14 protein-coding genes are annotated in these 16,437 nt (G+C 64.2%); 10 read left to right on the plus strand and 4 right to left on the minus strand.

The features are described from left to right. Nucleotides 1-6: 6 nt before the first annotated feature. On the minus strand, nucleotides 7-780 hold the full coding sequence (locus RTH74_RS19715; RefSeq protein ID WP_099523564.1) for an SDR family oxidoreductase: 774 nt from the start codon (nucleotides 778-780) through the stop codon (nucleotides 7-9). Between the two features lie 105 nt (nucleotides 781-885). Further along, nucleotides 886-2,055, minus strand: coding sequence for a 5-demethoxyubiquinol-8 5-hydroxylase UbiM (gene ubiM, locus RTH74_RS19720; RefSeq protein WP_316915778.1), 1,170 nt, complete (start codon nucleotides 2,053-2,055; stop codon nucleotides 886-888). Nucleotides 2,056-2,377: 322 nt separating this feature from the next. On the opposite strand from ubiM, the gene RTH74_RS19725 reads away from it, so the two are divergent. The 9 genes from RTH74_RS19725 (at nucleotide 2,378) to RTH74_RS19765 (ending at nucleotide 12,862) form a co-directional block, all read left to right on the plus strand. Next, a complete protein-coding gene (locus tag RTH74_RS19725) occupies nucleotides 2,378-3,364 on the plus strand; it encodes a glucokinase (RefSeq protein WP_316915779.1) in 987 nt (328 codons plus the stop codon). Nucleotides 3,365-3,419: 55 nt separating this feature from the next. Next, nucleotides 3,420-4,154 (plus strand): response regulator, encoded by a 735-nt coding sequence (locus tag RTH74_RS19730; RefSeq protein WP_092376686.1) that lies wholly within the window; start codon nucleotides 3,420-3,422, stop codon nucleotides 4,152-4,154. Next, nucleotides 4,144-5,595: an ATP-binding protein gene (locus tag RTH74_RS19735; RefSeq protein ID WP_106734935.1), complete on the plus strand. Its 1,452-nt coding sequence runs from the start codon at nucleotides 4,144-4,146 to the stop codon at nucleotides 5,593-5,595. Before RTH74_RS19730 ends, RTH74_RS19735 begins: the two co-directional genes overlap by 11 nt. A gap of 116 nt (nucleotides 5,596-5,711) precedes the next feature. Further along, complete coding sequence (locus RTH74_RS19740; protein WP_316915780.1) at nucleotides 5,712-6,956, plus strand: AGE family epimerase/isomerase; 1,245 nt, start codon at nucleotides 5,712-5,714, stop codon at nucleotides 6,954-6,956. Between the two features lie 104 nt (nucleotides 6,957-7,060). Then, nucleotides 7,061-8,329: an ABC transporter substrate-binding protein gene (locus RTH74_RS19745; RefSeq protein WP_316915781.1), complete on the plus strand. Its 1,269-nt coding sequence runs from the start codon at nucleotides 7,061-7,063 to the stop codon at nucleotides 8,327-8,329. Between the two features lie 116 nt (nucleotides 8,330-8,445). Further along, entirely contained in the window at nucleotides 8,446-9,354 is a 909-nt protein-coding gene (locus RTH74_RS19750) for a sugar ABC transporter permease (RefSeq protein ID WP_316915782.1), read from the plus strand. Nucleotides 9,355-9,430: 76 nt separating this feature from the next. Continuing rightward, complete coding sequence (locus RTH74_RS19755; RefSeq protein ID WP_316915877.1) at nucleotides 9,431-10,252, plus strand: carbohydrate ABC transporter permease; 822 nt, start codon at nucleotides 9,431-9,433, stop codon at nucleotides 10,250-10,252. A gap of 32 nt (nucleotides 10,253-10,284) precedes the next feature. Next, on the plus strand, nucleotides 10,285-11,451 hold the full coding sequence (locus RTH74_RS19760) for an ABC transporter ATP-binding protein (RefSeq protein WP_316915783.1): 1,167 nt from the start codon (nucleotides 10,285-10,287) through the stop codon (nucleotides 11,449-11,451). Between the two features lie 172 nt (nucleotides 11,452-11,623). Further along, nucleotides 11,624-12,862, plus strand: a complete 1,239-nt coding sequence (locus tag RTH74_RS19765) for a carbohydrate porin (RefSeq protein WP_316915784.1) — start codon at nucleotides 11,624-11,626, stop codon at nucleotides 12,860-12,862. Nucleotides 12,863-12,962: 100 nt separating this feature from the next. Here RTH74_RS19765 and mapR read toward each other — a convergent pair whose 3' ends face one another. Both mapR and ccoG read right to left on the minus strand, forming a co-directional pair. Further along, nucleotides 12,963-14,375 carry a GntR family transcriptional regulator MpaR gene (mapR, locus tag RTH74_RS19770; RefSeq protein WP_316915785.1) on the minus strand — a complete coding sequence of 471 codons (1,413 nt, stop codon included), beginning with the start codon at nucleotides 14,373-14,375 and terminating at the stop codon, nucleotides 12,963-12,965. A 320-nt stretch (nucleotides 14,376-14,695) separates the two neighbouring features. Then, a complete protein-coding gene (ccoG, locus tag RTH74_RS19775) occupies nucleotides 14,696-16,108 on the minus strand; it encodes a cytochrome c oxidase accessory protein CcoG (protein ID WP_316915786.1) in 1,413 nt (470 codons plus the stop codon). A gap of 37 nt (nucleotides 16,109-16,145) precedes the next feature. Here ccoG and RTH74_RS19780 point away from each other — a divergent pair, with 37 nt between their 5' ends. Next, entirely contained in the window at nucleotides 16,146-16,418 is a 273-nt protein-coding gene (locus tag RTH74_RS19780; RefSeq protein ID WP_316915787.1) for a hypothetical protein, read from the plus strand. Nucleotides 16,419-16,437 lie beyond the last annotated feature (19 nt).

Genomic DNA, 16,437 nt, shown 5'->3' on the forward strand with positions numbered 1-16,437 from the left:
AGGTGCTTACTTAGTTGTATAGCCGCCATTGATCAGAATTGTCTGCCCAGTGATCCACCAGCCATCGCTGACCAGGTGGCGAATGAAGGGCACCACGTCCTCGATATCGGTCAGGCCGGTCTTGGAAAATGGCGACAGCGCCGCTGCGCTCTTGTGGTAGGCCACCGCATCGGCGCCTTCCTGGCCGTAGAAGAACGGCGTGTCCATCGGTCCTGGGCCGATAGCGGTGACCGAGATGCCGCGCGCGCCGAACTCCTTGGAGGCGGCGCGGGTGTAGTGTTCCACTGGCGCCTTGGTGCCGGCGTAGGCCGCGTAGAAAGGGGTGTAGGCGCCTAGCAACGAAGTCACCAGGGTGCAGATCTTGCCGTTGTCCTTGACGTGCTTGCCGGCTTCCTTGAGGAAGAAGAACGCCGACTTGGAGTTGACCGCGGTCATCTCGTCGTATTCGGCTTCGCTGATCTCGCTGAAGGGTTTCTTCAGCACCTTGCCTACGGTGTTGATGGCGATATCGGGGCGGCCGACGGCGGCCACTGCATCGGCGAAGAGTTTCTCCACCGCGGCAGCGCTGGTCAGGTCGCCCTGTAGCGCCACGGCCTTGGCGCCGAGCTGCTGCACTGCCTGCACCGTGGCCTCGGCTTCTGCCTTGCTGGCTGCGCTGTTGTAGTGGATGACCACCGCACTGGCACCGTGAGCCGCCAGATCGCGGGCCAGCAGCCCACCGAGATTCTTGCCGCCGCCGGCGATGAGTACCGTCTTGCCTGCAATGGAATGATTGACCATGAGATGTCTCCCGACTCGGGTTGAGGAAACCTGAGTCTAGGTAGCCATTTGGGTCTGATCAGCGCCCTGATTCTGGATGCATTGTCCAGAATTGGCGACCAATCTTCATTGAGCAGTCAGATGACGGGCGATGCCCTTTTTCAGTGGCAGCAGACCCTGCGCCACACGCAGGCCGGCGCCGCGCAGCAGACGGGCGGGCAGGTGGTCGTTGGTATACAGCTCCATCAGCAGGTTGGTGGCCTGGTACAGCGGCCAGGTAGCCAGACGCAGTTGGTGTTCGTAGCGCGCCAAGGGCGTAGGCGCACCGATGTCCTGGCGTTTGCCATGGGCGGCGAGCAGTGCGTCGCTGAGCAGTTGCACACCGATCAGACCGAAGTTGAAACCGTGCGCAGTGACCGGGTGCATGCCTACGGCGGCATCGCCGAGCAGGGCGCAGCGGTTGCCGACCATGCGCCGCGCGTAGGCGCCTACCAGCGGGTAGGCGTGGCGGCTACTGAGCAGTTGCATGGCGCCCAGGCGACGGTCGAAGCGATGCTCCATCTCACGGGCAAAGGTGGCTTCATCGAGCTTCTGCAGGCGCTCTATCTCGCGCGGCGGCAAGGTCAGCACCACGGAGGATTGCCGCCCATTAAGCGGCAGCAGGGCCAGGGTCTGGCCGTAGCCGAACCATTCCCAGGCCACCTGCTGATGATCCTCCTCGTGCTGCATGCGGCACACCAGTATGGTCTTGCCGAAGTCCTTGAGCTGCGCACCGATGCCGAGCTGACGGCGGGTCTCGGAGAAGCGGCTGTCGGCAGCGATCAGCAGGCGTGGTTGCAACACCTGGCCGTCCTGTAGCACCAGCTTCACTTCATGCTCGCCTTGTTGGATGGCGCGCACGCTGGTGTCGCACAACAGTTGCACATCGGCGCAGTCGCTTACGGCCTGATAGGCCGCGCGGCGAATGGCCTGGTTGGTCACCAGATGGCCGAGGCGCTCGGCACCGGCCTGCTCGGCGCGGATCTTCAACGCGAACAGCGAGGGGCCGTTGAACACCTGGGCGTCGCGCAGCACGGCAATGTCGGCGTCAGGCAGGCGTGCCCACAGCCCCAGGCGTTCGAGCAGCGCCTGCGAGCCATGAGTGAGGGCGATCTCGCGGCCGTCGAAGGCCGGTTCGACCAGGGCCTGCTCGACCTGGCGCTCCAGTACCACGATGGACAGACCCTGCCCGGACAGGGCTCGAGCCAGGCACAGGCCGGCCGGGCCGGCGCCGACGATGACGATATCGGGTGACATGCTGCAGCTCTCCGTGCGGATGACCAATGGGGCGGTTGATACCCGCCATGCGCCGGTGCGAGTCTAGGTCGTCGCAACGCCGCCGATATTGTCCGGGATCATGCCGAGGGCTGAATCCGTTGAGCGGGTCGATGGCTATGGGTTGGCATTTAATATTGTTGTTATTACTACTTTGGCCGGCTTGATAGGCGTAATTTTCGGGTTTACTGTGGTGCGCGTTGTTTGAACTACAAAAATAATTCGAGTTTGGAGTCGATGCCATGCATCCTCACTTTTCTGCAATTGCCGATCATCGAACGGTCTTCACTCCGGAGGCGTTCAAGTGAAACTGGCTCTGGTCGGCGATATCGGTGGTACCAACGCACGCTTCGCCCTGTGGCGTGACGAGCAACTGGAGGCGGTGCAGGTTCTGCCGACCGCCGATTACGCAGGGCCGGAGCAGGCTATTGCCGCCTATCTGCAGGCTCAGGGTCTGCAGCCGGGAGCCATCGGCTCGGTGTGTCTGGCCTGCGCCGGGCCGGTCAGCGGCAACCTGTTTCGCTTCACCAACAATCACTGGCGTATCGACCGTACGGCGTTCTGCGAGGCGTTGCAGATCGACCGCTTGCTGATGATCAACGACTTCTCCGCCATGGCCCTGGGCATGACCCGCATCGCCGAGCACGAGCGTGTGCAGGTGTGCCCGGGCGAGCCGCAGGCGGACCGGCCGGCGCTGGTGATCGGCGCCGGCACCGGTCTGGGTGTCGGTACATTGCTGGCGCAGGCGGATGGCAGCTGGCAGGTGCTGCCAGGCGAAGGCGGCCACGTCGACCTGCCCATCGGCAGCCCGCGCGAAGCCGAGCTCTGGAAAATTCTTTATCGGCAACTGGGCCATGTGCGCGCCGAAGACGTGCTCAGCGGCAATGGCCTGCTGGTGCTCTATCGGGCCATCTGTGAGCTGGGCGGTCAGCCTGTGCAGCACGCGACGCCAGCGGCCATCACCGCTGCCGGCCTGGCGGGCGAGCCCGTCGCCGCCGAAGTGCTGGAACAGTTCAGTTGCTGGCTCGGCCGCGCGGCTGGCAACAACGTGCTGACCCTCGGCGCGCGCGGCGGGGTGTATATCGTCGGCGGCGTGGTGCCGCGTTTTGCCGAACGTTTTCTCGCCAGCGGTTTTGCCAAGAGCTTCAGCGACAAGGGCTGCATGAGCGATTACCTTCACGGCATTCCAGTGTGGCTGGTGACGGCCGAGTATCCCGGTCTGACCGGCGCTGGCGTGGCCTTGCAACAGGCGTCGGAACGTAGCCCGGATGCAATCCGGGAGAAGCATTGATAGCCCCCCGGATTTGATCCGGGCTACATAGTCATAACAAGAAAGGTGGCGGACCATGAGCCAGCCCGGCAAATCGATTCTGCTGGTCGATGACGACCAGGAAATTCGCGAACTGCTCGATACCTACCTGAGTCGTGTTGGCTTTCAGGTGCGCGCCGTGGCCGACGGCGCCGCATTCCGCCAGAGCCTGTGTGCGGAGTCGGCAGACCTGGTGATTCTCGATGTGATGCTGCCCGACGAGGATGGCTTCAGCCTGTGCCGCTGGGTACGCGAGCACCAGCGCTTCGCCCAGGTGCCGATCATCATGCTCACCGCCAGCTCCGATGAGGCTGACCGCGTGATCGGCCTGGAGCTGGGCGCCGACGACTACCTCGGCAAGCCGTTCAGCCCGCGCGAATTGCTGGCGCGGATCAAGGCCTTGCTGCGCCGTGCGCAGTTCACCCAGGAGCGCAGCGGCGAGGTGCTGGCCTTCGAGGACTGGCGCCTGGACATGGTCAGCCATCGGCTGTTTCACCGTGATGGCGAGGAGGTGATTCTGTCAGGTGCCGACTTCGCCCTGCTCAAGCTGTTTCTCGATCACCCGCAGCAGATTCTCGACCGCGACACCATCGGCAACGCCACCCGTGGCCGCGAGGTGATGCCGCTGGAGCGCATCGTCGACATGGCCGTCAGCCGCCTGCGCCAGCGTCTGCGCGATACCGACAAGCCACCGCGGCTGATTCGCACCGTGCGTGGCAGCGGCTATCAACTGGCGGCCACGGTCAGCCTGCAGGCCGGCGATGGGCGTTAACCCGCGGCGCTGGCTGCCGCGCTCGCTGCTCGGGCGCATGCTGCTGCTCACCTTGCTGGCGATATTGGCCGCGCAGACGCTATCCAGCGTGATCTGGCTGTCGCAACTGCGCGCCACCCAGCTCGAAGGCCTGGTCACCACTGCGCGCAGCCTGGCGCATTCGATGTCCGCCAGCGTGCGTTACTTCCGCTCGCTGCCGGTGGCGTATCGGCCGCTGGTGCTCGATCAGCTGCGTAGCATGGGTGGCACGCGCTTCGTGGTCAGCCTTAATGATCGTCCGCTGCAGATGGAGTTGCTGCCGGTCACGCCGCGCAAGCAGGCGGTGACCGAGGCGGTGGCCGAGGTGCTGCACCAGTCGCTGGGCACTGCCGCGGACATTTCGGTGACCTTCGTCAGCCCGGATGACCTGCGCATCTTCAACGGCGGCCTGAAGCTCGACGAACTGCCGCGCTCCTGGGCGCATTACGCGCTGACTCTGGAGCCGGTCAATCCGCCCGTGTTGGTGACGCAGATCCAGCTGGCGCCGGGGGAGTGGCTGTACATCGCCTCGTTGCTGCCCGAACCCTACACCAGTCTGGAGGAGCCCATCCTGCCGACCCAGCAGCTGTGGTTCATCCTGCTGACCACGGCTTTCCTGCTGCTGTTCATCGGTCTGCTGGTGCACCTGCAGAGCCGCCCGCTCAAGCGCCTGGCGCGCACCGCGCGGCATATGTCGCTGGGCGCCGAGGTGGAGCCGGTGGCCGAGGGCGGCGGCCGTGAAGTGGTCGAGGTGGCGCGCGCCTTCAACGCCATGCGCGAGCGTATCAGCCGCTACCTGACCGAGCGCAGCCAGCTGTTCAGTGCCATTTCCCATGACCTGCGCACGCCCATCACGCGTCTGCGCCTGCGCGTCGAACTGCTCGACGACGAAAGTCTGCAGACCAAGTTCGGTCGTGATCTGGATGACCTCGAGCTGCTGGTCAAAGGCGCGCTGCAGTGCGTGAAGGACACCGACATTCACGAGAACATCGAGCCAGTGGACCTCAACCACCTGCTGCATTGCCTGGTCGAACCCTGCCTGGCGCCGGCAGGCAATGGCCGCGTGACCCTCGATGGCGAGGCCTGCGCGCCGTATCCGGGCAAGCCGCTGGCGCTGCGCCGCTGCATTGGCAACCTGATCGACAACGCCTTGAAGTACGGGCACAACGCGCATCTGCATATTGAGGACGACAACGCAGCCTTCGTCCTGCATGTCGATGACGACGGCCCAGGTGTGCCGGAGCAACGCCTGGAGCAGGTGTTCGAGCCGCATTTTCGCCTGGCCGGGCAGCAGCAGGGCTACGGCCTGGGCCTCGGCATCGCGCGCAACATTGCCCACAGCCATGGTGGTGAAGTCAGCCTGCGTAACCTGCGCGAGGGCGGCTTGCGCGTCACCCTGCGTCTGCCGCGTACGCCAGAGTGAATGTCACCGAACGGTGACAAAGGCGCGCGCTTTCGTGACCGGAGCCACGGATGGCACTGACTAGAATCCGGCTTCGACCCAGCGGCATCACGCCGCGCTGAGTATGGAGCACAACCGTGAAAGCACCTGCCTGGCGCCCCGACAGCTGGCTATGCCAGCCCGCTCACCTCACCTGGCTGAATGACGAAGGCTTGCGCCTGCTGCCGTTCGCACGTGGGGCGAAGGTCGAGCAGGGCTTCGCCGCGCTCGATGCGCACGGGCGCTTGCCCGAAGGCGCGATTGCCGAGCTGATTCACACCACGCGCATGACCCACTGCTTTGCCCTGGCGCACATCCAGGGTATTCCCGGCCATGCTGCTCTGGTCGACCATGGCCTTGCTGCACTGCGCGGCGCGCTGTGGGACGAGGAGCACGGCGGCTGGTTCGCCGATGTGACGCGCAGCGGCGGCAAGTCCGCCTACCTGCATGCCTTCGTCGCCCTGGCGGCCAGCTCCGCCAGGGTCGCCGGTCGTCCCGATGCGCAAGCGCTGCTGGATGACGCCATCGGGATCATCGAGCGGCACTTCTGGAGCGAGGAGGAGGGCGCGCTGCGCGAGAGCTTCAGCCGTGACTGGCAAGATCAGGAGGCCTACCGCGGCGCCAACAGCAACATGCATGGCGTGGAAGCCTTTCTCGCCCTGGCCGATGTCACCGGCAATCCGCGCTGGCTGCAGCGCGCGTTGCGCATCGCCGAACGCCTGATCCATCGGCATACCGCTGCGTGCGGGCACGTCGTGGTCGAGCACTTCGATGCGCACTGGCAGGCGCTGCCGGAGTACAACGCGGATAACCGCGCCGATCCCTTCCGACCCTACGGCAGTACGCCGGGTCATGCCTTCGAATGGGCGCGCCTGCTGCTGTACCTGGAAGCGGCGCTGGCCCAGGCCGGGCTCGCCGCGCCCGACTGGTTGCGGGACGATGCCGAGGGCCTGTTCGCCAGCGCCTGCCGGCATGCCTGGCAGGCCGATGGTGCGCCGGGGCTGGTCTACAGCCTCGATTGGAACCAGCAACCGGTGGTTCGCGCACGTTTGCACTGGGTGCATGCCGAGGCCGTTGCGGCGGCGGCGGCGCTTGTGCAGCGAACCGGCGAAGCGGTCTACGAGCAGTGGTATCGACAGTTCTGGGACTTCACTGCCGCCTATTTCATCGACCTGAGCGGCGGTAGCTGGCACCACGAACTCGACAGCCACAACCGCCCGGCAGCCAGCATCTGGGCCGGCAAACCCGATCTCTATCACGCCTATCAGGCCCTGTTGCTGCCGCGTCTGGAGTTGGCGCCGAGCCTGGCCACGGCGCTTGCGGTGGATGTAACGAGCCGGTGACATTCATGCATCCTTTCGTTACCCGAGCCGGCCAAGACCCTGATTACACTCCCTATCAACGCAAGCGCCACGACTTGCCCGATAACAACAAGAAAGGTATTCCGATGAACGCTATTACTCGCCTCGCTACCGCCGTTTCTCTCGCCTCCCTGTTCCCCTTCGCCGCGCTGGCCGCCGACTCCAAAGGTACGGTGGAAGTGGTGCATTGGTGGACCTCAGGTGGTGAAGCAGCCGCGGTGAAGGTTCTGCGTGATCTGGTCGAGAAAGATGGTTTCACCTGGAAGGATGGCGCCGTGGCCGGTGGCGCCGGTTCCGCGGCCATGACCGTGCTGAAGACTCGTGTGGTGTCGGGCAACCCGCCTGGGGCGGCGCAGATCAAAGGCCCCGACTTGCAGGAGTGGGGCGCGCTGGATCTGCTCGCACCATTGGATGAAGTGGCCCAGGCCAATGACTGGGATGGCCTGCTGTCGAAAACCGTTGCCAAGACCATGCAGTACGACGGGCACTACGTCGCGGTGCCGGTGAACATCCACCGGGTCAACTGGCTGTGGATCAACCCGCAGGTGTTCGAGAAGGCCGGCATCGACAAGGCGCCGACCACCCTCGAAGAACTCTACGCCGCCGGTGACAAGCTCAAGGCCGCCGGCTTCATCCCGCTGGCTCACGGTGGCCAACCCTGGCAGGACAGCACCGTGTTCGAAGGCCTGGTGCTGAGCATCATGGGTGCCGAGGGCTTTCACAAGGCGTTCGTCGAGAACGACGAGGCGACCCTGACCAGCCCGCAGATGACCGAAGTGTTCACCGCGCTGAAGAAGCTCTCCACCTACATGGACGACAACCGCGCTGGACGTGACTGGAACCTGGCTACTGCGCAAGTCATCGACGGCAAGGCCGGCATGCAGATCATGGGCGACTGGGCCAAGAGCGAATGGACCGCCGCCGGCAAGGTGGCAGGCAAGGACTACCAGTGCGTGCCGATGCCGGGCACCGCCGGTAGTTACACCTACAACATCGACTCCATGGCCATGTTCAAACTGAAGAACGAAGGCGACATCGCTGCCCAGCATGCCCTGGCGCGCATCGCGCTGGAGCCTGAGTTCCAGTACGTATTCAACGAAAACAAGGGCTCTATCCCGGTGCGCGCCGACCTGGACATGAGCAAGTTCGACAGCTGCGCCCAGGCTTCGATGAAGGATTTCCAGGAGGCCGACAAGAACGGCAAGCTGGAGCCGAGCATGGCTCATAGCATGGCCACCAACCTCGCCGTACAGGGCGCCATCTTCGACGTGGTGACCAATTTCATGAGCGAGAAGAACGCCGACCCGAGCAAGGCCGGCGCGCAGATCTACGCAGCGATCAAGGCCGCTCAATAGCGCCAACGGGCCGGCGCTGCCGGCCCACTTCTCAAGCACCGCCTCGCACGACAGGGCCTTGGCCCCGTCAGGGTGGCGCTCGGCCCGGATTTCACTTCGCCAACTGGTAATGCCCGATGAGTATCGCCACGGTAATGACCAAGACCTCACCCCTCGACATGCTGCAACGCTGGCTGCCCAAGTTGGTGCTGGCGCCGAGCATGCTGGTGGTGCTGGTCGGTTTCTACGGCTACATCCTCTGGACCCTGGTGCTGTCGTTCACCAACTCCAGTTTCATGCCCAGCTACAAGTGGGTCGGCCTGCAGCAGTACATGCGTCTGATGGACAACGACCGCTGGTGGGTGGCGAGCCAGAACCTGTTGGTGTTCGGTGGCCTGTTCATCGGCATCAGCCTGGTGATCGGCGTGTTTCTCGCCGTGCTGCTGGACCAGCGCATCCGCCGCGAAGGTTTCATTCGCACCATCTACCTGTACCCCATGGCGCTGTCGATGATCGTCACCGGCACCGCCTGGAAGTGGCTGCTCAATCCCGGCCTGGGCCTGGACAAGATGCTCCGTGACTGGGGCTGGGAAGGCTTTCGCCTCGACTGGCTGGTGGATCAGGACCGGGTCATCTACTGCCTGGTGATCGCTGCGGTGTGGCAGGCCTCGGGCTTCGTCATGGCGCTGTTTCTGGCCGGCCTGCGCAGCGTCGACCAGTCGATCATCCGCGCCGCCCAGGTGGACGGGGCCGGGTTGCCGACCATCTACCTGCGCATCGTCCTGCCGAGCCTGCGCCCGGTGTTCTTCAGCGCGGTGATGATCCTCGCGCACATCGCCATCAAGAGCTTCGACCTGGTGGCGGCGATGACCGCCGGTGGCCCCGGCTATGCCTCCGACCTGCCGGCGATGTTCATGTACTCCTTCACCTTCAGCCGCGGTCAGATGGGTGTCGGTTCGGCCAGCGCGATGCTGATGCTGGCCGCGATCCTCACGCTGCTGGTGCCTTACCTCTATTCGGAACTGCGAGGCAAACGCCATGAATGATGCGAGCGTTGCACAGCGACGATCTGCCGCTGAGCTTCTCCCCTCGGGAGACGGTGGCGCGAAGCGCCGGGTGAGGGTGATCAGTCCGAGCCGCCTGGCCATCCACGCCACCCTGCTGTTCGCCGCCGCGCTGTATCTGGTGCCGCTGGTGGTGATGCTGCTGACCAGCGTCAAGACTCCCGACGACATTCGCACCGGCAACCTGTTGTCCTGGCCCGAGACCTTCACCCTGATCGGCTGGGTCAAGGCCTGGAGCGTGGTCGATGGCTATTTCTGGAACTCGGTGAAGATCGCCGTTCCCGGGGTGCTGATCTCGACTGCGATCGGCGCGCTGAACGGCTACGTGCTGTCGATGTGGCGCTTCCGTGGTTCGCAGCTGTTCTTCGGCCTGCTGCTGTTCGGCTGTTTCCTGCCATTCCAGACCGTGCTGCTGCCGGCTTCGTTCACCCTCGGCAAGCTGGGGCTGGCCAATACCACGGCCGGCCTGGTGCTGGTGCATGTGGTCTACGGCATCGCCTTCACCACGCTGTTCTTCCGCAACTACTACGTCACCGTGCCCGATGCCCTGGTGCGCGCGGCGCGGCTCGATGGCGCCGGGTTCTTCACGATTTTCGGGCGAATTCTGCTGCCCATGTCGGTGCCGATCATCATGGTCTGCCTGATCTGGCAGTTCACCCAGATCTGGAACGACTTCCTCTTCGGCGTGGTGTTCGCCAGTGGCGACGCGCAACCGATCACCGTGGCGCTGAACAACCTGGTCAACACCAGCACCGGCGCCAAGGAATACAACGTCGACATGGCCGCCGCGATGATCGCCGGGCTACCGACCCTGCTGGTCTACATCGTGGCTGGAAAGTACTTCCTGCGCGGCCTGACGGCCGGCGCGGTGAAAGGCTGAAAGCTACTGCGCTTTCAAAGTGGAGAAATGAAATGGCTACCCTCGAACTGCGCAACGTCAACAAATCCTACGGCAGCGGCCTGGCCGACACGCTGAGGAACATCGAACTGTCGATCGATTCCGGCGAGTTTCTGATCCTGGTTGGCCCGTCCGGCTGCGGCAAGTCCACCCTGATGAACTGCATCGCCGGGCTGGAAAGCATCAGCGGCGGCGCGATCCTGGTGGACGGCGCCGACATCAGCGGCATGAGCCCGAAGGATCGCGACATCGCCATGGTGTTCCAGTCCTACGCGCTGTACCCGACCATGAACGTGCGCGACAACATCGCCTTCGGCCTGAAGATGCGCAAGATGGCCCCGGCTGACATCGACGAAGAAGTGGCGCGGGTGGCCAAGCTGCTGCAGATCGAGCACCTGTTGCAACGCAAGCCCGGCCAGCTGTCCGGCGGCCAGCAGCAGCGCGTGGCCATGGGTCGGGCGCTGGCGCGGCGACCGAAGATCTATCTGTTCGACGAGCCACTGTCGAACCTCGACGCCAAGCTACGTGTAGAGATGCGTACCGAAATCAAGCTGATGCACCAGCGCCTGAAGACCACCACGGTGTACGTCACCCACGACCAGATCGAAGCCATGACCCTGGGCGACAAGGTGGCGGTGATGAAGGACGGCATCATTCAGCAGTTCGGCACGCCACAGCAGATCTACAACGACCCGGCCAACCTGTTCGTCGCCAGTTTCATCGGTTCGCCGCCGATGAACTTCATCCCCGTGCGCCTGCAGCGTCGCGATGGCCAGTGCTGGGCCGTGCTCAGCTCGTCGCTCGGTGTCGCCGGGCAGGCGCGCTGCGAACTGCCGTTGGGGGAGCTGGAGGCAGGCATGGAGAACCGCGACCTGATCCTCGGCATTCGTCCCGAACAGATCCAGTTGGCTGCCGACGACGGTGCTGAGGCACCGAGTATCTGCGCCGAAGTGGAGGTCACCGAGCCCACCGGGCCGGACACCCTGGTGTTCGTCAACCTCAACCAGACCAAGGTCTGCTGCCGCCTGGCGCCGGACATGACGCCGCAGGTGGGTAGCACGCTGTCGCTGCGTTTCGAGCCGAGCCGGGTGTTGCTGTTCGATGCCCAGAGCGGCGAGCGCCTGCTGGCAAAAAAGCGCCAGGCCACTGACAACAAGGTGGCGCAATTGAAGCGCGGTTAGCCGTGTAGCCCGGATGAAGTCCGGGCTCTGCCGAAACAACTTTCCGCATTGCATCCGGGCTACGCGACGCACCACGTCACGTAGGAGGTGCCGTGCGCACCAGGGAAACGAAGAACCGTCGCTGCGGCGGCTATTCCGCAGCATCGCTCAATAAAAACAATCAGGAGCAACGATGAAGACCACACAACAAACCCTCACCTGTTCACTCGGCGCCCCCTGCTTGCTGGCACTGGCTTTGGCCACCCCGCAGGTGCAGGCCGTCGAGTTCACCGGCTACGTACGCAGCGGTATCGGTGGCGCGGACACCGGCGGCACGCAGCAGTGCTTCCAGTTACCGGGGGCGCAATCGAAGTACCGCCTGGGTAACGAGTGCGAGCAGTACATCGAGCTGGATTTGCGTCAGGATCTGTTTCGCCTGGACGACGGCTCGGTGATCAGCGTCGAGGGCATGGCCCAGCTCTACAACCAGTACGGCCACACGCCGAAGTTCACCGGTGACTACGGCTTTGCGCGGATGAACCAGATGTACGCGGAATGGAGCAACATGCCGGCGCTGAACGGTGGTTCGCTGTGGGCCGGGCGGCGTTTCTACAAACGTAACGACATCCATATCTCCGACTTCTACTACTGGAACCAGAGCGCCACCGGTTTCGGTATCGACGAGATGAAGATCGGCGACCTCAAGTACAGCTACGTGTTCTCGCGCAAGGACAACTACGACCAGGAGCCTTACATCAACCGCCACGATTTCAACGTTGGCGGCTTCCAGGTCAATCCTGGTGGCGAGCTGGAAGTGGGCGTCAGCTACATCGACAAACCGGACAGCACCGACAGCCACAGTGGTTGGGCGGTGACCGCGCAGCACAAACAGCAGGACTTCCTCGGCGGGGTCAACACCGTCGCCCTGCAATACGGTCGCGGGCCGGGCACCGCACTGGGCTACACCGGTGATCCGACCCTCGACAGCAGCAACAGCAGCTGGCGCCTGGTGGAGTTCTTCGACTTCCAGATGACCCCGCGTCTCGGTGGCCAGGTGCAGGTGGTCTACCAGAAGGACAAGCGCCCGGATGGTGCGGATCAGAACTGGCTGTCCATCGGTGGTCGCACCAGCTACGCCTTCACCGAGCAGTTCAAGCTGGTCGGCGAGATCGGCCGCGACCAGGTCGAGGCGCCCGGCGGCACGCGCAAGTTGACCAAGTTCACCATCGCGCCGACCTGGTCGCCATCCGGCCCCGGTTTCTGGGAGCGCCCGGAAATTCGCCTGTACTACACCTACGCCAGCTGGAACCGCGCCGCGCAGCAGGCCGCCAACCTGTTGGCCGACGGCTCGGCATTGTCCGAGAACGGCGCCTTCGGCAGCGCGCGCAACGGCTCCAACTTCGGCGTACAGGTGGAGTACTGGTGGAAGTAAAACGCTCGTAGATTGGGTCCGCTGGCAAATCAGTCGGTGCGCACGGCGCACCCTACGCGACCTGCGGGGTGTTCGTAGGGTGCGCCGTGCGCACCGGGCGTCAGAGCAATCCCGCCACCAGGCGCCCGAGCACTTCCATGGCCTGTTCGCTGCGTGGGCTCCATGGGTGGCCGTAGTTGAGCCGTGCGCAGTGACTGAAGCCCTGGCTGGCGGAGAAGATCGGCCCCGGCGCCAGGCTGATGCCCTGGGCCAGCGCCAGGCGCAGCAGTTGCAGCGAGTCCAGGCGCTCGGGGAATTCGAACCAGAGGAAGTAGCCACCCGAAGGCCTTGTGACCCGCGTGCTGGCGGGAAAGTGCCGGGAGGCGGAGGCGAGCATCGCGCTCTGCTGCATTTCCAGCGAGTGGCGCAGCTTGCGCAGATGACGGTCGTAGCCGCCGTGCTGCAGGTAGTCGGCCAGCGCCGCCTGTGCCGGCACTGACGGCGAGATAGTGGTCATCAGCTTGAGCCGGGCGATCTGCTCGGCATAGCGTCCGCCGGCCACCCAGCCGATGCGATAACCCGGCGCCAGACTCTTGGAGAAGGAGCTGCAATGCATCACCAGCCCTTCGCGGTCAAAGCTCTTCACCGGTTTGGGCGGGTGGCTGCCGAAGTACAGCTCGGCGTACACGTCGTCCTCGATCAACGGCACCTGATGTTCGACCAGCAGCTCATACAGCGCCTGCTTCTTGGTCTCACTCATGCTGGCGCCGAGCGGGTTCTGCAGGCTGCTCATGAACCAGCAGGCCTTGATCGGCAGTTGCTTGAGGCTATCGGACAGGGCACCCAGGTCGATGCCTTCGCGCGGGTGCACGGGGATTTCCACGGCCTTGAGCTGCAGGCGCTCCAGCACCTGCAGGCAGGCATAGAAGGTGGGGGATTCGATAGCCACCAGGTCGCCCGGTTGGGTCACGCACTGCAGGCAGAGGTTGAGTGCCTCCATGGCGCCATTGCTGATCACCAGCTCCTCCATCGGCAGCATCACGCCGCTGACCATGTAGCGCAGGGCGATCTGCCGGCGCAGGTCGGCGTTGCCGGCGGTCATGTCGGCGATGATCTCATGCGGCGATAGCATGCGCAGCGCGTGCGCCATGCTCTTGGCCAGACGCGGCAGGGGGAACAGGTCGGGGCTGGGGAAGGCCGAGCCGAAGGGCACGGTGTGCGGGTCCTTCAGTGAGGCGAGCACGGAGAACACCAGTTCGCTGACATCGACTTCGGTGGTCTGCGCGGCGTGGGCGGTCAGTTCCGGTTCGTGCAGCGGGCGCTTGGCGTGCTCGCGAACGAAGTAGCCGGAGCGTGCCCGGGCCTGGATCAGGCCGCGATCCTCCAGCAGGTAGTAGGCCTGGAACACGGTGGACGGGCTGACGCCGTAGGTGCGGCTGGCATGGCGCACCGAGGGCACTTTCTCACCGGGGCCGAGCACGCCGGTACGGATCAGCTCGGCGATCTCGTCGGCAAATTTTTCGTAGCGTTTCATCCTGTCCTGGTTCACCGCCGCAAAGGGTACGGGCGAATACTTTACGGGGTGAGCGGCAGACATGGCAGTGCCTCGTGAGTGGTGCTTGCGTCGGACGTAGGAGCGGACTTATCCGCGATCAATGTGGCTCGGCGGTTTCGCGGTTGAAGCGGAATGCCGCCCAGCCGCTCGTTGGGTGTTGGCAACCTAGCCCGGATGCAATCCGGGGAAGTATCTCGAACCGCCCCGGATTGCATCCGGGCTACGACGCAGATGCCCATTCGCCGCGGGGCGCGGCTCCTACATGGATATCTGTAGGAGCCCCGCCTCGGGGCAAAGCGCTAGCGCAGCGGCGCAAGGAAGGTGCTTTTGGTGCTCACATGGCTCTGCGCATCGGCCTTGTCGCGCACTTCGAAACGCAAGGTCTGCGGCCCAGCAGCGTTGTGCGAGGCCGTCAGCGCGACGCTTACCGGCAGGTCGCGAATCTCCCCCGGCGCCAGGTTCAGCGTGCTCGGGCCATGCAGCTCGAAGTCGCCGGGCTCGACCAGGCTGATGGCATAGCTGCGCGGCTGCTGGGTCTTGTTGATGATCTTCAGGCTGTAGATGTTCTCGATCTGGCCCAGAGCATTCTCGCGGAACAGGCCACGGTCGCGGGTCACGTCCAGCGAGATCAGCGGGCGTTCGGCCAGCGCCCAGGCGAAGGCGCCGATCATCACTGCCAGCATCGCTGCGTAGCCGATCAGGCGTGGACGCAACCAGTGGGTCTTGCCGCCGGCCAGTTCGTTCTCCGAGCTGTAGCGCACCAGGCCACGGGCATAGCCGAGCTTGTCCATGATGCTGTCGCAGGCATCGACGCAGGCGCCGCAGCCGATGCATTCCAGTTGCAGGCCGTCGCGGATGTCGATGCCGGTGGGGCAGACCTGCACGCACATCGTGCAGTCGATGCAGTCACCCAGGCCCTCAGCCTTGTAGTCGGCGTCCTTGCGGCGCGGGCCACGGTTTTCGCCGCGGGCGGCGTCGTAGGAGATGATCAGCGTATCGCTGTCGAACATCACGCTCTGGAAGCGCGAGTAGGGGCACATGTCGCGGCATACCTTTTCGCGCAGCCAGCCGGCGTTGATGTAGGTGGCAGCGGTGAAGAACAGCACCCAGAACGCCGTGGTGGCGCCGACTTCGAAGGTCGCCAGGTCCACCGTCAGTTGGCGCACCGGGGTGAAGTAGCCGACGAAGGCCAGCGCGGTAACCAGGCTAACCGCGAGCCACAGGCCGTGCTTGGCGCTGCGCCGGGCCAGTTTCTGCAGCGACCAGGGCGCAGCGTCGAGCTTGATGCGCTGGCCGCGGTCGCCCTCGGTGATCTGCTCCACGCGCATGAACACCCAGGTCCATACGCTCTGCGGGCAGGCGTAGCCGCACCAGACGCGGCCGGCCAGCACGGTGATGAAGAACAGGCCGAAGGCGGCGATGATCAGGATCGCCGAAAGCAGGATGAAATCCTGTGGCCAGAAGGTCGCGCCGAAGATATGGAACTGTCGGTTATCCAGATCCCAGAGCACGGCCTGGCGGCCGTTCCAATCGATCCAGGCGGTGCCGAAGAACAGCAGGAACAGCAGGCCGGCACCGAGCAGACGCAGGTTGCGAAAGCGTCCGGTGAAGCTGCGCGTATGGATCGGGCCGCCGGCCTGGGCCGGTGTCAGGCGGATGGGTTTGCTCGGGTCGATGGTCTCGACGCTGCGCACGGGGATCAGATCGGTCATTTAGTTGCCCTCATCAGGCGTTTATCAGGCTGGCGCCATGATCCGAGGGCAACTGATCGCAAAACAGACTCAGGTTTTCGATAAAAAAGCGGATCAGATGATCGCGTTGGACGTAGGGAAAAATGTCAGAAAGGTCGCCGGGCCCTGCCATTTCTGGCGTTTGGAGCTTTGCCGTCTGGCTATGCCACGGATGCCCTGCGACATCGCGCCGCGCCAATCAGTGACCTGCGCTGGTCTCTGTCGTATCTATCTGATCCGCTTTTTTAAGGCTTTTCTGGCGCTGTTTTCAGTGCACGTCTGGGAGGCATAGTCGACGCCCCGTGATCAGG

The organism is Pseudomonas sp. zfem001, assembly GCF_032621725.1.
Classification (GTDB): Bacteria; Pseudomonadota; Gammaproteobacteria; order Pseudomonadales; family Pseudomonadaceae; genus Aquipseudomonas; species Aquipseudomonas sediminis.